Annotated in this window: 12 protein-coding genes; 9 read left to right on the top strand and 3 right to left on the bottom strand. The window is 49.8% G+C overall.

All coding sequences use genetic code 11. The features are described 5' to 3' along the window. The first annotated feature begins 60 nt into the window (after positions 1-60). The 5 genes from CWM52_RS09870 (at position 61) to rluB (ending at position 5,441) form a co-directional block, all read left to right on the top strand. A complete protein-coding gene (locus CWM52_RS09870; RefSeq protein WP_100683937.1) occupies positions 61-303 on the top strand; it encodes a hypothetical protein in 243 nt (80 codons plus the stop codon). A 2-nt stretch (positions 304-305) separates the two neighbouring features. Further along, on the top strand, positions 306-677 hold the full coding sequence (locus tag CWM52_RS09865) for a hypothetical protein (protein WP_100683936.1): 372 nt from the start codon (positions 306-308) through the stop codon (positions 675-677). A gap of 18 nt (positions 678-695) precedes the next feature. Continuing rightward, positions 696-1,736, top strand: a complete 1,041-nt coding sequence (locus CWM52_RS09860; RefSeq protein ID WP_100683935.1) for a major capsid protein E — start codon at positions 696-698, stop codon at positions 1,734-1,736. A gap of 312 nt (positions 1,737-2,048) precedes the next feature. Then, complete coding sequence (locus tag CWM52_RS09850; RefSeq protein ID WP_100683933.1) at positions 2,049-3,890, top strand: hypothetical protein; 1,842 nt, start codon at positions 2,049-2,051, stop codon at positions 3,888-3,890. A gap of 669 nt (positions 3,891-4,559) precedes the next feature. Further along, positions 4,560-5,441, top strand: coding sequence for a 23S rRNA pseudouridine(2605) synthase RluB (rluB, locus tag CWM52_RS09845; protein ID WP_004861010.1), 882 nt, complete (start codon positions 4,560-4,562; stop codon positions 5,439-5,441). A 96-nt stretch (positions 5,442-5,537) separates the two neighbouring features. Here rluB and cobO read toward each other — a convergent pair whose 3' ends face one another. Further along, positions 5,538-6,128 carry a cob(I)yrinic acid a,c-diamide adenosyltransferase gene (gene cobO / locus CWM52_RS09840; RefSeq protein WP_100683932.1) on the bottom strand — a complete coding sequence of 197 codons (591 nt, stop codon included), beginning with the start codon at positions 6,126-6,128 and terminating at the stop codon, positions 5,538-5,540. Next, positions 6,125-6,886, bottom strand: coding sequence for a YciK family oxidoreductase (locus CWM52_RS09835; protein ID WP_100683931.1), 762 nt, complete (start codon positions 6,884-6,886; stop codon positions 6,125-6,127). Before CWM52_RS09835 ends, cobO begins: the two co-directional genes overlap by 4 nt. A gap of 254 nt (positions 6,887-7,140) precedes the next feature. On the opposite strand from CWM52_RS09835, the gene sohB reads away from it, so the two are divergent. Beyond that, positions 7,141-8,187: a protease SohB gene (gene sohB / locus CWM52_RS09825; protein ID WP_100683930.1), complete on the top strand. Its 1,047-nt coding sequence runs from the start codon at positions 7,141-7,143 to the stop codon at positions 8,185-8,187. Between the two features lie 79 nt (positions 8,188-8,266). Here the strand turns inward: sohB and CWM52_RS09820 are convergent, their stop codons facing one another. Next, complete coding sequence (locus tag CWM52_RS09820) at positions 8,267-8,518, bottom strand: YciN family protein (RefSeq protein ID WP_100683929.1); 252 nt, start codon at positions 8,516-8,518, stop codon at positions 8,267-8,269. 413 nt (positions 8,519-8,931) lie between these two features. Here CWM52_RS09820 and topA point away from each other — a divergent pair, with 413 nt between their 5' ends. The 3 genes from topA to CWM52_RS09800 all read left to right on the top strand — a co-directional run bounded on the left by topA (position 8,932) and on the right by CWM52_RS09800 (position 13,240). Beyond that, entirely contained in the window at positions 8,932-11,529 is a 2,598-nt protein-coding gene (topA, locus tag CWM52_RS09810; protein WP_100683927.1) for a type I DNA topoisomerase, read from the top strand. 324 nt (positions 11,530-11,853) lie between these two features. Continuing rightward, positions 11,854-12,828, top strand: a complete 975-nt coding sequence (gene cysB / locus CWM52_RS09805) for an HTH-type transcriptional regulator CysB (protein ID WP_004861036.1) — start codon at positions 11,854-11,856, stop codon at positions 12,826-12,828. Positions 12,829-13,072: 244 nt separating this feature from the next. Then, positions 13,073-13,240, top strand: coding sequence for a YmiA family putative membrane protein (locus tag CWM52_RS09800; RefSeq protein ID WP_100683926.1), 168 nt, complete (start codon positions 13,073-13,075; stop codon positions 13,238-13,240). The last annotated feature ends 272 nt before the right edge of the window (positions 13,241-13,512 follow it).

Here is a 13,512-nt window from a genome sequence, read left to right as displayed (position 1 = left end):
CTTTTAAACAATTGCATAGTTACTTTTAAAGCCCTATTACATACATAAATGAGAATTAACATGAAAATAATTAATAACAAATCTATGTCGCTCTCTGATTTTACAAGCACCTGTGAACAGGTAGCAGAGATTATGAAATGTGACGTAAATACTGTTATGCGGGAAGCCGCTAAACGACTACTTGATGAAGAGCAAACCCTTGTTAAAGGGCTTAACTACTCTGAATTAGAAACTCTCTCTCAAGAAGAAAAGACCAACGCTTTCATTGAAAAAATGAAGAAACATAAGAATAGGAATAAATAATAATGGCAAATTTTGGTAAAATCTATGGTGGCACTAAACTAGATAATAGTGTTATTGCCTACACCGCTGACCATGTCTTACAAGATATGAAAGTTAGCTACCCTGATGGCATCCCTGCTGATTTGGTAGCTGGCTCTGTTGTCTCCCTGAGTTCTGGAGCAATGGCAACCTCTACAGACAATATTGGCGTCGTCGTCTCTCCTTCTGTAGCAGGTCAGAAATTCCTCCGTGTAGCTCGAACCCCGTTCGCTATGCTGATTAAAGAAGCTCTCGTTATCGATAGTTCTCTGACTCTGGATGAAGTTGTAGTAGCTCTTACAGCACAGGGCTTTGCATTCACTGATTATGCAGAAGTAGCACTCCGCACCACCTAATATGGAGAATAATAATAAATGTCTGAACTAATGAATCTATTTACTGGACAGGGTGCCAGTTTTGCGTCTCCTTTTGAGTTTGCAAATAAACAAAATAAAATTATCACCTCTCTCGGATTATTCCGTGCTGAAAACCACGATATCAACCGTATTGCACTAGACCGTATCGTAGATGAAAAGATGCTAAAAGGTCTGGAACGTGCAATGCATGTTCAATCTGACTGGAACAGCGCTTCACTTCCTGAGTTTGGTAGTTTCCTCTATGAGATGAAATACTCTAACAGTCTGAACTCTGTAACATCTCGCGAAATTGAGGAATATCGCCGCCGTGGGGCTATTGTAGAAGACTCAATTGCTGCTGTTCTCTCTGATTTCTCTGATGCACAGTATGACCAGCTAGCGAACACTGTAGAAGCTGATTTGATTAGTGCGCTGCTGGCCCTGAAAGTTGAATCTCAATATGCAGGACAGGGTGATTTAGATTTCCTGGATATGGCTGAAACCACTAAAACAGGATTTGCTCTGGACACTTCCAGCTCTGCTAACGTATTCCAGCAATTGTCTGCAATCAACCGTGTAGTGAATGTTAGGCTGGGGACCAGTCTTGCACAGCAACGCACAGGAACGATTATCCTTGCTGCTGGCACTGCCGCTGATGCTCTGCATTATCACACCAGTATTAAGGACTTCCTGCTTTACACTATGCCTATGGGGAGTGATGCCAACCTGTTTACTCAGATTCAAGGCTCCAACCCTGCATATGAAAGCTGGATGTTAAAGGGGAACATTGTTATTGATGTCACTGGCTACACTCAAATCACCGATATTATCGGAGAAAATGGATTTGTTGTTATTCCTAAAATGGATGAACAGTCAAATGCATACGTTCTGCATCAGGGTATTGGCACACGCCATGCCACGCTGGGTAAAGAGAGCGGATTGTATCAACAATACATCACCACAGACCCACAGTGGAACTATCCAAGCATTGCAACTGAAACGGCCTATCTGCCGATTGTAAATATTCCAGATGCTATCGTATTTGGTGGAGTAGCTTAATAGCTACTAAATAAAATAATTAGCCCCGCAGGAGACACCGATAACGAGAGCGCAAATCTCCGGGTAGCCTGCGGGGCTTTTTTATACCTATTCCAATATGAGGGGAATATATGAGATTTATAATGAAGGCGGCTAATTTAGCATTGAAAGGTGATGATGCAGAGAAGCTTATTAATGTGTCAGAGTTATGCAGGCAGTTTAATTTAAATATTAATACATTTAATACAATGAGGTTTCGCTATGGCTGGAGTATTGAACATACGCTTTGTGTAATGCTCGCTGAGAAATCAGAGAAAGTGGAGGAATAACAATATGCTAGATATTAAGGTTAGCAGAATTAGAAACGTAGTTGACTTCACAGTAGATAAGAATAGTCTTAAGCAGGCTAAAGACTCAGTGAAAGATATTAAGCAATTTATTGAGAATCAGAAGCCATTATTAAAGCTGGGTCTTGACCAGAAACATTTAAAAAAACAGGTTAAGCAAGCTGTAGCTTCTGCACACGCTCAGCAGAAAATTGTTAATGGTGCTGCTGGAACATCTCCCGTTAAAGCTCCTGGGGCTGCTAGTAATAATGCGGCTGCAAGAGCACAGGCTCAGGCTCTTAAAATGGCTGATACAGCAGATATTAAAAGACGCAGTGCAGCATTAGCGTTAAATGGTATCACCGGAAGGACAGTAGACGAGCAATATAGGGCTATAAAAGCGGTCCACGGTATTACACAACAATACGAACAGGGTGTAATTAGTCAGGCTCGTATGAATCAATTGATAAAGGAAGAGATAGCTCTAGTTAGGCGTGCAGCAGCAGCACGTAGAGGTGTCACACAAGCCACTCAGACAGCCTCTATAAGCACTGGAGGGAAGTTAGCAGGGGTAGGGAAAGGGTTTATGTCTGGAGGCTTCTTAGGGGCTGGCACAGGCGCTCTGGCTAGTGCTGGGATGGCAGGTGGTGGTGTATTAGCTGCCGGATACCTGGGGGAACGTATCAGAACGGCTGTGACCGAACAGGCCCGTAATGTTAACGAACTTTCCGCTTCCGCTAAAAGTGTTAACGTAGACCCTAATCTAATATTAGCTATGCAGCGATATGCACAGGTTAATGGCATAGACAGTGGCAGTGATGGTGTTACAGGACGTCAAAAATTGGTTGATGGTATGAAAGACTTAACAGAGAAACTAAACCAGTCTGGACAGGATAGCGTATTCGATACTAAATCAGGAAAATGGAAAGGTGGTAATAGTTCTATTGATACTATTATGACTGACCTTGGAATGAGTAAAGAAGAAATCAAACAATATTCCACATCTCCCGCTGATTTTATGAATCGTATTGTTAACGGCTATCAGAAAAAAGGTCTTACTCCTGAGCAGATGAGTAATAAAATTGAGTCATTATATGATGATGCCATGTATTATACTAAACTCTGGACTAATAACAGCGCTGAACTTTCTAATAATTTTGAGGAGTTAAAGAAAGCAGGAGGCTTATTAACTAAAGAGCAACAAGATGCAGCGAAGGAATTAGCACGCACTATGAGTTTAGGTGGTGCAGCTATGGATTCAAATCTTCGTCAAATGATGGTCGGATTTACTCAGGCATTTGGTAATAGTGATGATTTTGTTAATTCTATTCAGAAATTGGGGCCTGCTTTTAAAGAGCTAGGAAGTGAAACTGGTAATCTGATTAAAAATATCACCATGTTTGCTACACAGATTACAGATGGCTATTCTAAATTTATGGGGTGGTTACAGAAAGAGTTTCCATCAATATTTAAATCTGGTGATGCGAGCGTAATTGATAGCGCTAATAATGCTGTGGCTGGCTCTGCTAATGCTGCTGCCTCCTGGGTGAAAGATACTTTTGGATTTGACCCGCAGGCTGTAGGAGACTGGTTTAAAGAGGGAAATAAAACTCCAGCCAATTCTATTATCCCTAACGGGGGAAGTATTACAACTTCTTCCCAATCTCCTGTAAATCCTGTAATCAATGTTAATGTTACTCCTGTAGTGCAATCAGAAGTGAGTATTCGCCCTGATGGCAGTAGATTAGGACAATACCTGAGCTATGAAGCTGAACAATTAGTTAATAGCAAAGTAAATAACCTCATTATTGATTTAAATGCAGCGACATCTGCAAGTGGAAGTAACTAAAAGAGGGGCATTACGCCCCTTTTTTATTTCTGGAAATCAATAGCGGTCAGAGCACAGCTGGCGGCTAAGCCGAATCCGGACGGGTAAAACCGCCCGGTTTTTTTATGCCTGTGGTTTAGATTCAGCCTGGGCCATGACCTCCACCACCAAATCCACCGCCACCGCCACCAGGTCCTTGCATTGGACCTCCGCCACCACCATGACCACCGGGACCCCACCAGGGCATGATACATCCGGATAAACTGGAGACACTCGCTAATACAAGAACGAAAAGGATTATTTTTTTCATCGTCAACTCCTGAACTGGAGCGAGCAGATTATCATTCTGTTATGAATTTCTATTCAGCGTTTTCCTAAATCCTGCATTGTCAGTGACAATCTTCATATTTTCTGCATTTTGTAGCTCACCATTTCGACATAATTTGATAGCTCCACTGGTGACGCCGCATGTTTTGAGTTGGTTTTGAAAGTCTCCATTCCCCTTTTTCATGTCTAAAACTCGCGTTAGAGCTAAACTATTTATTACCAACGTACTGAACAACAAACTGGGTTACAAACTGGTGAAAAGTGCGTATAATAGCTTTCAATGAAATGTGCTAACACATTGATTTATATAGATTTATACATGATATCCCGACGCCTGGGAAGGCGACACCTTAAGGAAGCTCAATGAGCGAGAAATTACAGAAAGTGCTGGCCCGCGCCGGCCACGGCTCCCGCCGTGAAATTGAATCTAAAATCGAAGCTGGCCGCGTCAGCGTCGATGGTAAAGTCGCCACCCTCGGCGATCGTGTAGAAGTGGTTCCGGGTTTAAAAATTCGTATCGATGGTCATCTGATTTCGGTGAAAGAGTCCGCTGAACAGATTTGCCGCGTCCTGGCGTATTACAAGCCGGAAGGCGAACTCTGCACGCGTAACGATCCTGAAGGCCGTCCGACGGTATTTGACCGATTGCCGAAACTGCGCGGCGCGCGCTGGATTGCGGTGGGGCGTCTGGATGTCAACACCTGCGGTCTGCTGCTGTTCACCACCGATGGCGAACTGGCAAACCGTCTGATGCACCCGAGCCGCGAAGTGGAACGTGAGTACGCCGTACGTGTGTTTGGTCAGGTTGATGACGACAAACTGCGTCAGCTGTCTCGCGGCGTGCAGCTGGAAGATGGCCCGGCGGCGTTTAAAACGATCAAGTTTGCTGGCGGCGAAGGGATTAACCAGTGGTACAACGTCACGCTGACCGAAGGGCGCAACCGTGAAGTCCGCCGTCTGTGGGAAGCGGTTGGCGTGCAGGTCAGCCGTCTGATTCGCGTGCGCTACGGCGATATTCCGTTGCCGAAAGGCCTGCCTCGCGGCGGCTATACCGAGCTGGATCTGGCGCAAACCAACTACCTGCGCGAGCTGGTTGAACTGCCTGCGGAAACCACCTCGAAAGTCGCGGTAGAGAAAGATCGTCGCCGTATGAAGGCGAATCAGATTCGCCGCGCGGTGAAACGCCATTCCCAGGTGGGAAATAGCAACAACCGCCGTTCGGGCGGCAGCCGTAGCAACGGCTAATCTGCTTAAATCCGGCGGGTTCCCGCCGGATTCCTCTCTAAGCGGTGCTGGCGTCAGGTGGAGATCCATTGCGCCTGCCGCTGAATGCCACGCTTATCAGTAATCAATCCCCATCTGCGCTTTGATACCGGCATCGAATGCGTGCTTAACCGGTCGCAACTCGCTGACGGTATCGGCCAGCTCGATGATCTCCCGGTGGCAGCCGCGTCCGGTGATGATTACCGTTTGCTGTAGCGGGCGGTTGCGCAGCGCGCTAAGGACCGTTTCGAGCGGCAAATAGTCGTACGCCACCATGTAAGTCAGCTCATCCAGCAGCACCATGTCCAGGGATTCGTCGGCCAGCATCCGCTGCGCGTGTTCCCAGACCGCAAGGCAGGCCGCCGTATCGCTTTCACGATCCTGGGTATTCCAGGTAAACCCGGTGGCCATCACCTGAAACTCTACGCCGTGCGGCTCCAGCAGGTTGCGCTCGCCGTTGGGCCAGGTGCCTTTGATAAACTGGATGACGCCCGCTTTTTTCCCATGCCCGATAGCGCGGGTGACGGTACCAAAACCGGCCGTCGTTTTGCCTTTTCCGTTGCCGGTGAAGACGATGACGATGCCGCGTTCTTCCTGCGCTGCCGCCACGCGGGCATCCACTTTATCTTTTACCCGCTGCTGGCGTTCACGGTAGCGTTCATCACTCATTGTGCAATTCCTGGTTTACGCCCTGGCTGGGCATCGAAAGTCATTCCCGTCTTGCGACGGCTGTCATCGCCCATCAGCCATAAATAAACCGGCATAATATCGGCGGGGGTTTTGAGCTTTTGCGGATCTTCCGTCGGGAACGCGTTGGCGCGCATTTTGGTGCGCGTTCCGCCTGGATTGATACAGTTAACCCGCAGGTGACGACTCTGGTACTCTTCGGCCAGCACCTGCATCATCCCTTCAGTGGCAAACTTGGAGGCCGCATAGGCGCCCCAGTTGGCGCGTCCCTGGCGGCCGACGCTGGAGGAGGTGAAGACCAGCGAACCCGACTCAGACTTGAGTAATAAAGGAAGCAGCGCCTGGGTCAGCATAAAGGTGCCGTTGACGTTGACCTGCATCACCTGCTGCCAGACTTCCGGCTTCTGTTGATCCATCGGGCAGACATCGCCCAGCAGACCGGCATTGTGCAGTACGCCATCAAGACGCGGGTAGTGGACGCTAATCTGCTGTGCCAGCTGCTGGCACTCCTGCGGCGTGCAGGTTAACAGATCCAACGTGAACCAACGCGCCGGAAGCCCGCCGGCCTGGTCTATTTCCTGCGCCACGCTGCGCAGTTTCTCTTCGTTACGTCCGACCAGCACAACGCTTGCGCTGTAGCGCGAATAGGTCAATGCGGCCTCGCGGCCGATACCGTCGCTGGCGCCGGTAACCAGGATAATGCGATCTTTTAATAAATGATGCTGCGGTTGATAGTGCACGGCGACTCCTTGGGCAATCTGCTGACGATCGCGCGTTGTATTCGGTCTCATACTTTTGCGTTTTATGCCTGAAACAGCCGGGCATTGCAATCAGCGAAGGGGAAACTCTTCGCGGAATGAACATCTTGCAACGATTTCATCGTCGCTGAAAAAAACGGGAAGGGGGCTCGCGCACCACACAAAGCGCAGAGACTTGGTGACGCCGGCTGATGTACACTGTGCTTCAACGTCAGTGGTTTACACAAGGTGAATACGTGGAATTACTTGCTCAATATGGCCTGTTTTTGGCCAAAATCGCGACCGTTGTCGTCGCCATTGCGGTTATTACCGCTCTCATTGTTAACCTGACCCAGCGGAAGAAACAACGTGGGGAACTGCGGGTAACCAATCTCAGCGAGCAATACAAAGAGATGCGGGAAGAGCTGGCGGTCGCGCTGCTGGATGGTCCGCAGCAAAAGGTGTGGCACAAAGCGCAAAAGAAAAAGCACAAGCAGGAGGCGAAGGCGGCCAGGGCGCGGGCTAAGCTTGGGGCTAGCGAACCAAACAGCAAACCGCGCGCCTGGGTGCTGGATTTCAAAGGCAGTATGGACGCCCACGAAGTCGCCAGCCTGCGCGAAGAGATCACCGCGGTTCTGGCGGCCGTAAAACCGCGCGACCAGGTGATCCTCCGTCTGGAAAGCCCCGGCGGGGTGGTTCACGGCTATGGCCTGGCGGCGTCTCAGCTGCAGCGTCTGCGCGATAAGCAAATACCCTTAACCGTGGCGGTTGATAAAGTCGCGGCCAGCGGCGGTTACATGATGGCCTGCGTGGCGAACAAAATTGTGGCTGCGCCGTTCGCCATCCTGGGATCTATCGGTGTGGTTGCGCAGATCCCTAACCTGCATCGCTTCCTGAAGAACAAAGATATCGATATCGAACTGCATACCGCCGGTCAGTACAAACGTACCTTGACGATGCTGGGTGAGAATACTGACGAAGGTCGACGCAAGTTCCGCGAAGATCTGAATGAGACCCATCAGTTGTTCAAAGATTTTGTCCATGAGATGCGGCCATCGCTGGATATTGAGACCGTCGCCACCGGTGAACACTGGTACGGCGTTCAGGCGCTGGAGAAAGGGCTGGTAGACGTCGTGGAAACCAGCGATGAACTGCTTCTGGGGCTGATCGACAATCACGACGTGATCGGCGTTCGTTACCAGCAGCGCAAAAAAATGCTCGACCGTTTTACCGGCAGCGCCGCCGAAAGCGCCGACCGTTTGCTGCTACGCTGGTGGCAGCGAGGGGAAAAGCCGCTGATGTAATCAGTGAATGTGAACAAAGCAACGCGAGGCAACTGCCTCGCGTTGGCGTTTTATGCCCGCTCAATACAGAGAAGAGGGCTTAATCGGCCAGGTGGTATTTCTCTGACAGCGCATGGGCGAGGTATTTGAACATATTGAATACCGCCGTGCTCTTCGCCGTTGGCAAGCCTTGCTCATCAAGATAAAACTCGCCGCTGAATACCAGCACGCCGTTACGCTGAACGACGTCGGTCGCTTCAATCCCGGCTAGCGTATCTTCATGCTCGCGGATGAGTTTGTTGGCTATTTCAAGCAGCGACTGGCGATCGATGGGTTGGGTTGTACCTTGCATAAGTGACTCCTGTGATTCTTCGCCCGGTAGTTTACGCCGCGCGGCGAGATGGGGCAAATTTTCCATTCAGAGTACAGGGTTAATGGCAAAGCTCTAAGAAACATGACTTTACTGGCAGGATTTGCTTTTGCATGCTAATAAAGTTGCGTAACGAATTTTATCAGGTACAGTGTGACGCTTTCGGCGATCTGGCAACAGATTTGCTTGACATTCGGCCAAAAATTCTTCGTGCTATGTCACCTGACGAGAAAAAGTCAGTAAACTCAGCTATCTGGTTTTATGGATGTGGAACTGGACGTGCAAAGGGTTGATATCCATCGACGGCGTCGCAACATTTGACGTACGTCGTCAGTGGATGGTGAATCAAAATGTGCGATGTATTCCTGGATGAATCAAATTAGGTAAAGGTGAATATGGGTAAAGCTCTCGTTATCGTTGAGTCCCCGGCAAAAGCCAAAACGATCAATAAGTATCTGGGTAATGACTACGTGGTGAAATCCAGCGTGGGTCATATCCGTGATTTGCCGACCAGTGGCTCAGCTTCCAAAAAGAGCGCCGACTCTACCTCCACCAAAGGGGCTAAAAAGCCTAAAAAGGATGAACGTAGCGCTCTGGTCAATCGTATGGGCGTAGACCCATGGCATGACTGGGATGCTCAGTATGAAGTACTTCCGGGTAAAGAAAAGGTAGTTTCAGAACTCAAACAGTTGGCGGAAAAAGCCGACCACATCTATCTCGCAACTGACCTTGACCGCGAAGGGGAGGCCATTGCATGGCACCTGCGGGAAGTGATCGGTGGAGATGACAAACGCTATAGCCGCGTGGTGTTCAACGAAATCACCAAAAATGCGATCCGTCAGGCTTTTGAGAAGCCGGGCGAGCTGAATATCGATCGTGTTAATGCCCAGCAGGCGCGCCGTTTTATGGACCGCGTCGTGGGCTATATGGTTTCTCCGCTGCTGTGGAAAAAAATTGCCCGCGGTCTGTCCGCAGGCCGCGTCCAGTCGGTTGCCGTACGTCTGGTCGTGGAGCGTGAACGCGAAATTAAAGCGTTCGTGCCGGAAGAGTTCTGGGAAATCGACGCCAGCACCACCACTCCGGGCGGTGATGTTCTACCGCTGCAGGTGACGCATAAGCACGACAAGCCGTTCCGTCCGGTGAACCGCGATGAAACGATGGCTGCCGTTGCGCTGCTGGAGAAAGCCAGCTACAGCGTGCTGGAGCGCGAAGACAAACCGACCAGCAGCAAGCCCGGCGCGCCGTTTATTACCTCGACCTTGCAGCAGGCAGCCAGCACCCGCCTGGGCTTCGGCGTGAAGAAAACCATGATGATGGCGCAGCGTCTCTATGAAGCTGGCTACATCACCTACATGCGTACCGATTCAACGAACCTGAGTCAGGATGCGCTGAGCATGGTTCGCGGCTATATCGACGATAACTTTGGCAAAAAATATCTGCCAGAGAGCGCCAATCAGTACACCAGCAAAGAAAACTCACAGGAAGCGCACGAAGCGATTCGTCCTTCTGACGTCAACGTGATGGCTGAAGACCTGAAAGGGATGGAAGCCGACGCGCTGAAACTGTATCAGCTGATCTGGCGCCAGTTTGTCGCCTGTCAGATGACGCCGGCGCAGTACGACTCCACCACGCTGACCGTGAAAGCCGGCGACTTTAAACTCAAAGCGCGCGGTCGTACCCTGCGTTTTGACGGCTGGACCAAAGTGATGCCGGCGCTGCGTAAAGGCGATGAAGATCGGACGCTACCGGTCGTCAATCAAGGCGAGAGCCTGAGCCTGGTCGAACTGATTCCGGCACAGCACTTTACCAAGCCGCCTGCGCGCTTTAGCGAAGCCTCGCTGGTTAAAGAGCTGGAAAAACGCGGGATTGGCCGTCCGTCTACCTATGCGTCGATCATTTCGACCATTCAGGATCGCGGCTACGTGCGGGTGGAAAACCGTCGCTTCTATGCCGAGAAAATGGGTGAGATTGTCACCGATCGTCTGGAAGAGAATTTCCGCGACCTGATGAACTACGATTTTACCGCGCAAATGGAAGATCGCCTCGATCAGGTGGCGAATCATCAGGCCGAATGGCGTCAGGTGCTGAATCACTTCTTCGGTGACTTCACCACCCAGCTGGAAACGGCGGAGAAGGATCCGCAAGAGGGCGGCATGCAGCCGAACCCGATGGTGCTGACCAGCATCGACTGTCCGACCTGCGGGCGTAAGATGGGGATTCGCACGGCCAGCACCGGGGTGTTCCTCGGTTGTTCCGGCTATGCGCTGCCGCCGAAAGAACGCTGCAAGACCACCATTAACCTGGTGCCGGAAAACGAAGTGCTCAACGTGCTGGAAGGCGACGATGCCGAAACCAACGCGCTGCGCGCCAAGCGTCGCTGCCAGAAGTGCGGCACGGCGATGGACAGCTACCTGATCGATCCTAAGCGCAAGCTGCACGTCTGTGGTAACAACCCGACCTGCGATGGCTATGAGATTGAAGAGGGCGAGTTCCGCATCAAGGGTTATGACGGCCCGATCGTTGAGTGTGAAAAATGTGGTTCTGAAATGCACCTGAAAATGGGACGTTTTGGTAAGTACATGGCTTGCACCAACGACGAATGTAAGAATACGCGTAAAATTCTGCGTAACGGCGAAGTCGCTCCGCCGAAGGAAGATCCGGTTCCGTTACCGGAGCTGCCGTGTGAGAAGTCGGACGCCTGGTTTGTTCTGCGGGATGGGGCGGCCGGTGTTTTCCTCGCGGCAAACACCTTCCCGAAATCGCGTGAAACTCGTGCGCCGCTGGTGGAAGAACTGTATCGCTTCCGCGATCGTCTGCCGGAGAAACTGCGTTATCTGGCCGACGCGCCGCAGCAGGATCCTGACGGTAATAAAACGCTGGTGCGTTTTAGCCGTAAAAGCAAGCAGCAGTACGTGGCGTCAGAAAAAGAGGGTAAAGCGACCGGTTGGTCAGCCTTCTATATTGACGGTAAATGGACTGAAGCCAGCAAGTAAGCAGTACTCTCCTGAAGGGCCGCGATGCGGCCCTTTTTGTCACTGATTTTCCTGCCTTATTCGCCATTCCTGTACGCCGGACGATAGCCTTATAACCAGCTTATTATTTTTCGTTAGTGTCTATACACTGTAGATATAAATGATATAGTGGTTATAGCTAATCTCTTTTTTATTATTAAATCGTCTTATACATCATCGTGTTCAGGATGCTTTGTGGCGCCATAGCGGCGAGTCGCAGGGACGGCAAACGTGCAGCTTGCCGACAGGCGGCCTGAACGTAAAATGTATGAACGAATTCATTTTACGCGTTAACGGATATCAGCCATGAAACTACAGCAGCTCCGCTACATCGTTGAGGTTGTTAACCATAATCTGAATGTCTCCTCGACTGCCGAAGGTCTGTATACCTCACAGCCCGGTATCAGCAAGCAGGTACGCATGCTGGAAGATGAGCTCGGTATTCAGATTTTCGCCCGTAGCGGCAAACATTTAACTCAGGTGACGCCGGCCGGTCAGGAGATCATCCGCATCGCCCGCGAAGTCCTGTCGAAGGTTGATGCGATTAAATCGGTCGCAGGCGAACATACCTGGCCTGACAAAGGCTCGCTGTATGTGGCTACCACCCATACTCAGGCCCGCTATGCGTTACCTGGGGTGATAAAAGGCTTTATTGAGCGCTATCCGCGCGTCTCCTTGCATATGCATCAGGGCTCGCCGACACAAATTGCGGAAGCGGTGTCAAAGGGGAACGCGGATTTCGCCATCGCGACCGAAGCACTGCATCTCTATGATGATCTGGTCATGCTGCCATGCTATCACTGGAATCGTTCGATTGTGGTGACGCCTGAACATCCGCTGGCCTCCCGTGGGTCGGTGACGATTGAAGAGCTGGCCCAGTACCCGCTGGTCACCTACACCTTCGGCTTTACCGGCCGTTCTGAGCTGGATACCGCCTTTAACCGTGCCGGGCTGACGCCACGTATCGTTTTCACCGCCACCGATGCTGACGTTATCAAAACCTATGTCCGTCTTGGCCTTGGGGTCGGGGTGATTGCCAGCATGGCGGTGGATCCGGTCTCCGATCCTGACCTGGTTAAGCTTGATGCTAACGGTATTTTCAGCCACAGCACCACGAAAATAGGTTTCCGCCGCAGCACCTTCCTTCGTAGCTATATGTATGATTTTATTCAACGTTTTGCGCCGCATTTGACGCGAGATGTGGTGGATACTGCGGTGGCCTTGCGCTCGAATGAAGATATTGAGGCAATGTTTAAAGATATTAAACTACCGGAAAAATAGCCCTGTAAATGATAATGGCATCCTTACGGGGATGCCAGAGCCTATTATGGCCTATAATCGGGCCTCTAAACCTCGTATAAATCACAATTTTCGTTAACTCCTCGTACCACATTTTCAAATATACCCGCCGCGATCAAATTAATGATTAAAGATCTCCATTTCTAAGAAAATTAGCTGGATTAATCTTAATCCCATAATTAATATTTAATCGTACCTGATAATTTTAGCGATTGGTGGTGATGAAATGATAAGTGATATCGATTATATGAAGTTTGCGATGTCACAGGAAAGTGACAAAACGGAGATCGATCCTGTGTTGAGAAGTCGGGCCTGGAGCGCTGTTATCCTTGGGCTCGCGATGTTCTGGAGTATTGTTGCGTTGGTCATTTGTAACGTCTGGATCATTAGCTGAACGTTTTTTTCTGAGTCTGAATATATTTCATTTTTATGACAGTCAAAATACGAGGTATTATTTAAGTTAATAAACTAATGGCAGCAAGGAGGATATATTTCGCCACAATGGTTTTTAATCCCTGATCCATACTGTTGAACTAATCGTCAATAACCCGGCGATTAGTTCTTTTTCGTTCCTGCGTATTAATCAACTCCCTCTCTTACCATCGTTTCATCAATTGTATTCAACATTTTCCCGCGATGTTATTCAGGTTTTCTGTCCTTATCGCT

The organism is Raoultella sp. T31 (assembly GCF_002806725.1).
GTDB classification, from domain to species: domain Bacteria; phylum Pseudomonadota; class Gammaproteobacteria; order Enterobacterales; family Enterobacteriaceae; genus Klebsiella; species Klebsiella electrica.
This window is presented reverse-complemented; position numbering and strand designations above follow the sequence as displayed.

What these genes read in the sequence shown, in the direction of transcription:
- CWM52_RS09865 (WP_100683936.1), top strand. Translation starts at nt 306, where the DNA reads ATGGCAAATTTTGGTAAAATCTATGGTGGCACTAAACTAGATAATAGT.
- CWM52_RS09870 (WP_100683937.1), top strand. Translation starts at nt 61, where the DNA reads ATGAAAATAATTAATAACAAATCTATGTCGCTCTCTGATTTTACAAGC.
- rluB (WP_004861010.1), top strand. Translation starts at nt 4,560, where the DNA reads ATGAGCGAGAAATTACAGAAAGTGCTGGCCCGCGCCGGCCACGGCTCC.
- CWM52_RS09800 (WP_100683926.1), top strand. Translation starts at nt 13,073, where the DNA reads ATGATAAGTGATATCGATTATATGAAGTTTGCGATGTCACAGGAAAGT.
- topA (WP_100683927.1), top strand. Translation starts at nt 8,932, where the DNA reads ATGGGTAAAGCTCTCGTTATCGTTGAGTCCCCGGCAAAAGCCAAAACG.
- cysB (WP_004861036.1), top strand. Translation starts at nt 11,854, where the DNA reads ATGAAACTACAGCAGCTCCGCTACATCGTTGAGGTTGTTAACCATAAT.
- cobO (WP_100683932.1), bottom strand. Translation starts at nt 6,128, where the DNA reads ATGAGTGATGAACGCTACCGTGAACGCCAGCAGCGGGTAAAAGATAAA.
- CWM52_RS09850 (WP_100683933.1), top strand. Translation starts at nt 2,049, where the DNA reads ATGCTAGATATTAAGGTTAGCAGAATTAGAAACGTAGTTGACTTCACA.
- CWM52_RS09820 (WP_100683929.1), bottom strand. Translation starts at nt 8,518, where the DNA reads ATGCAAGGTACAACCCAACCCATCGATCGCCAGTCGCTGCTTGAAATA.
- CWM52_RS09860 (WP_100683935.1), top strand. Translation starts at nt 696, where the DNA reads ATGTCTGAACTAATGAATCTATTTACTGGACAGGGTGCCAGTTTTGCG.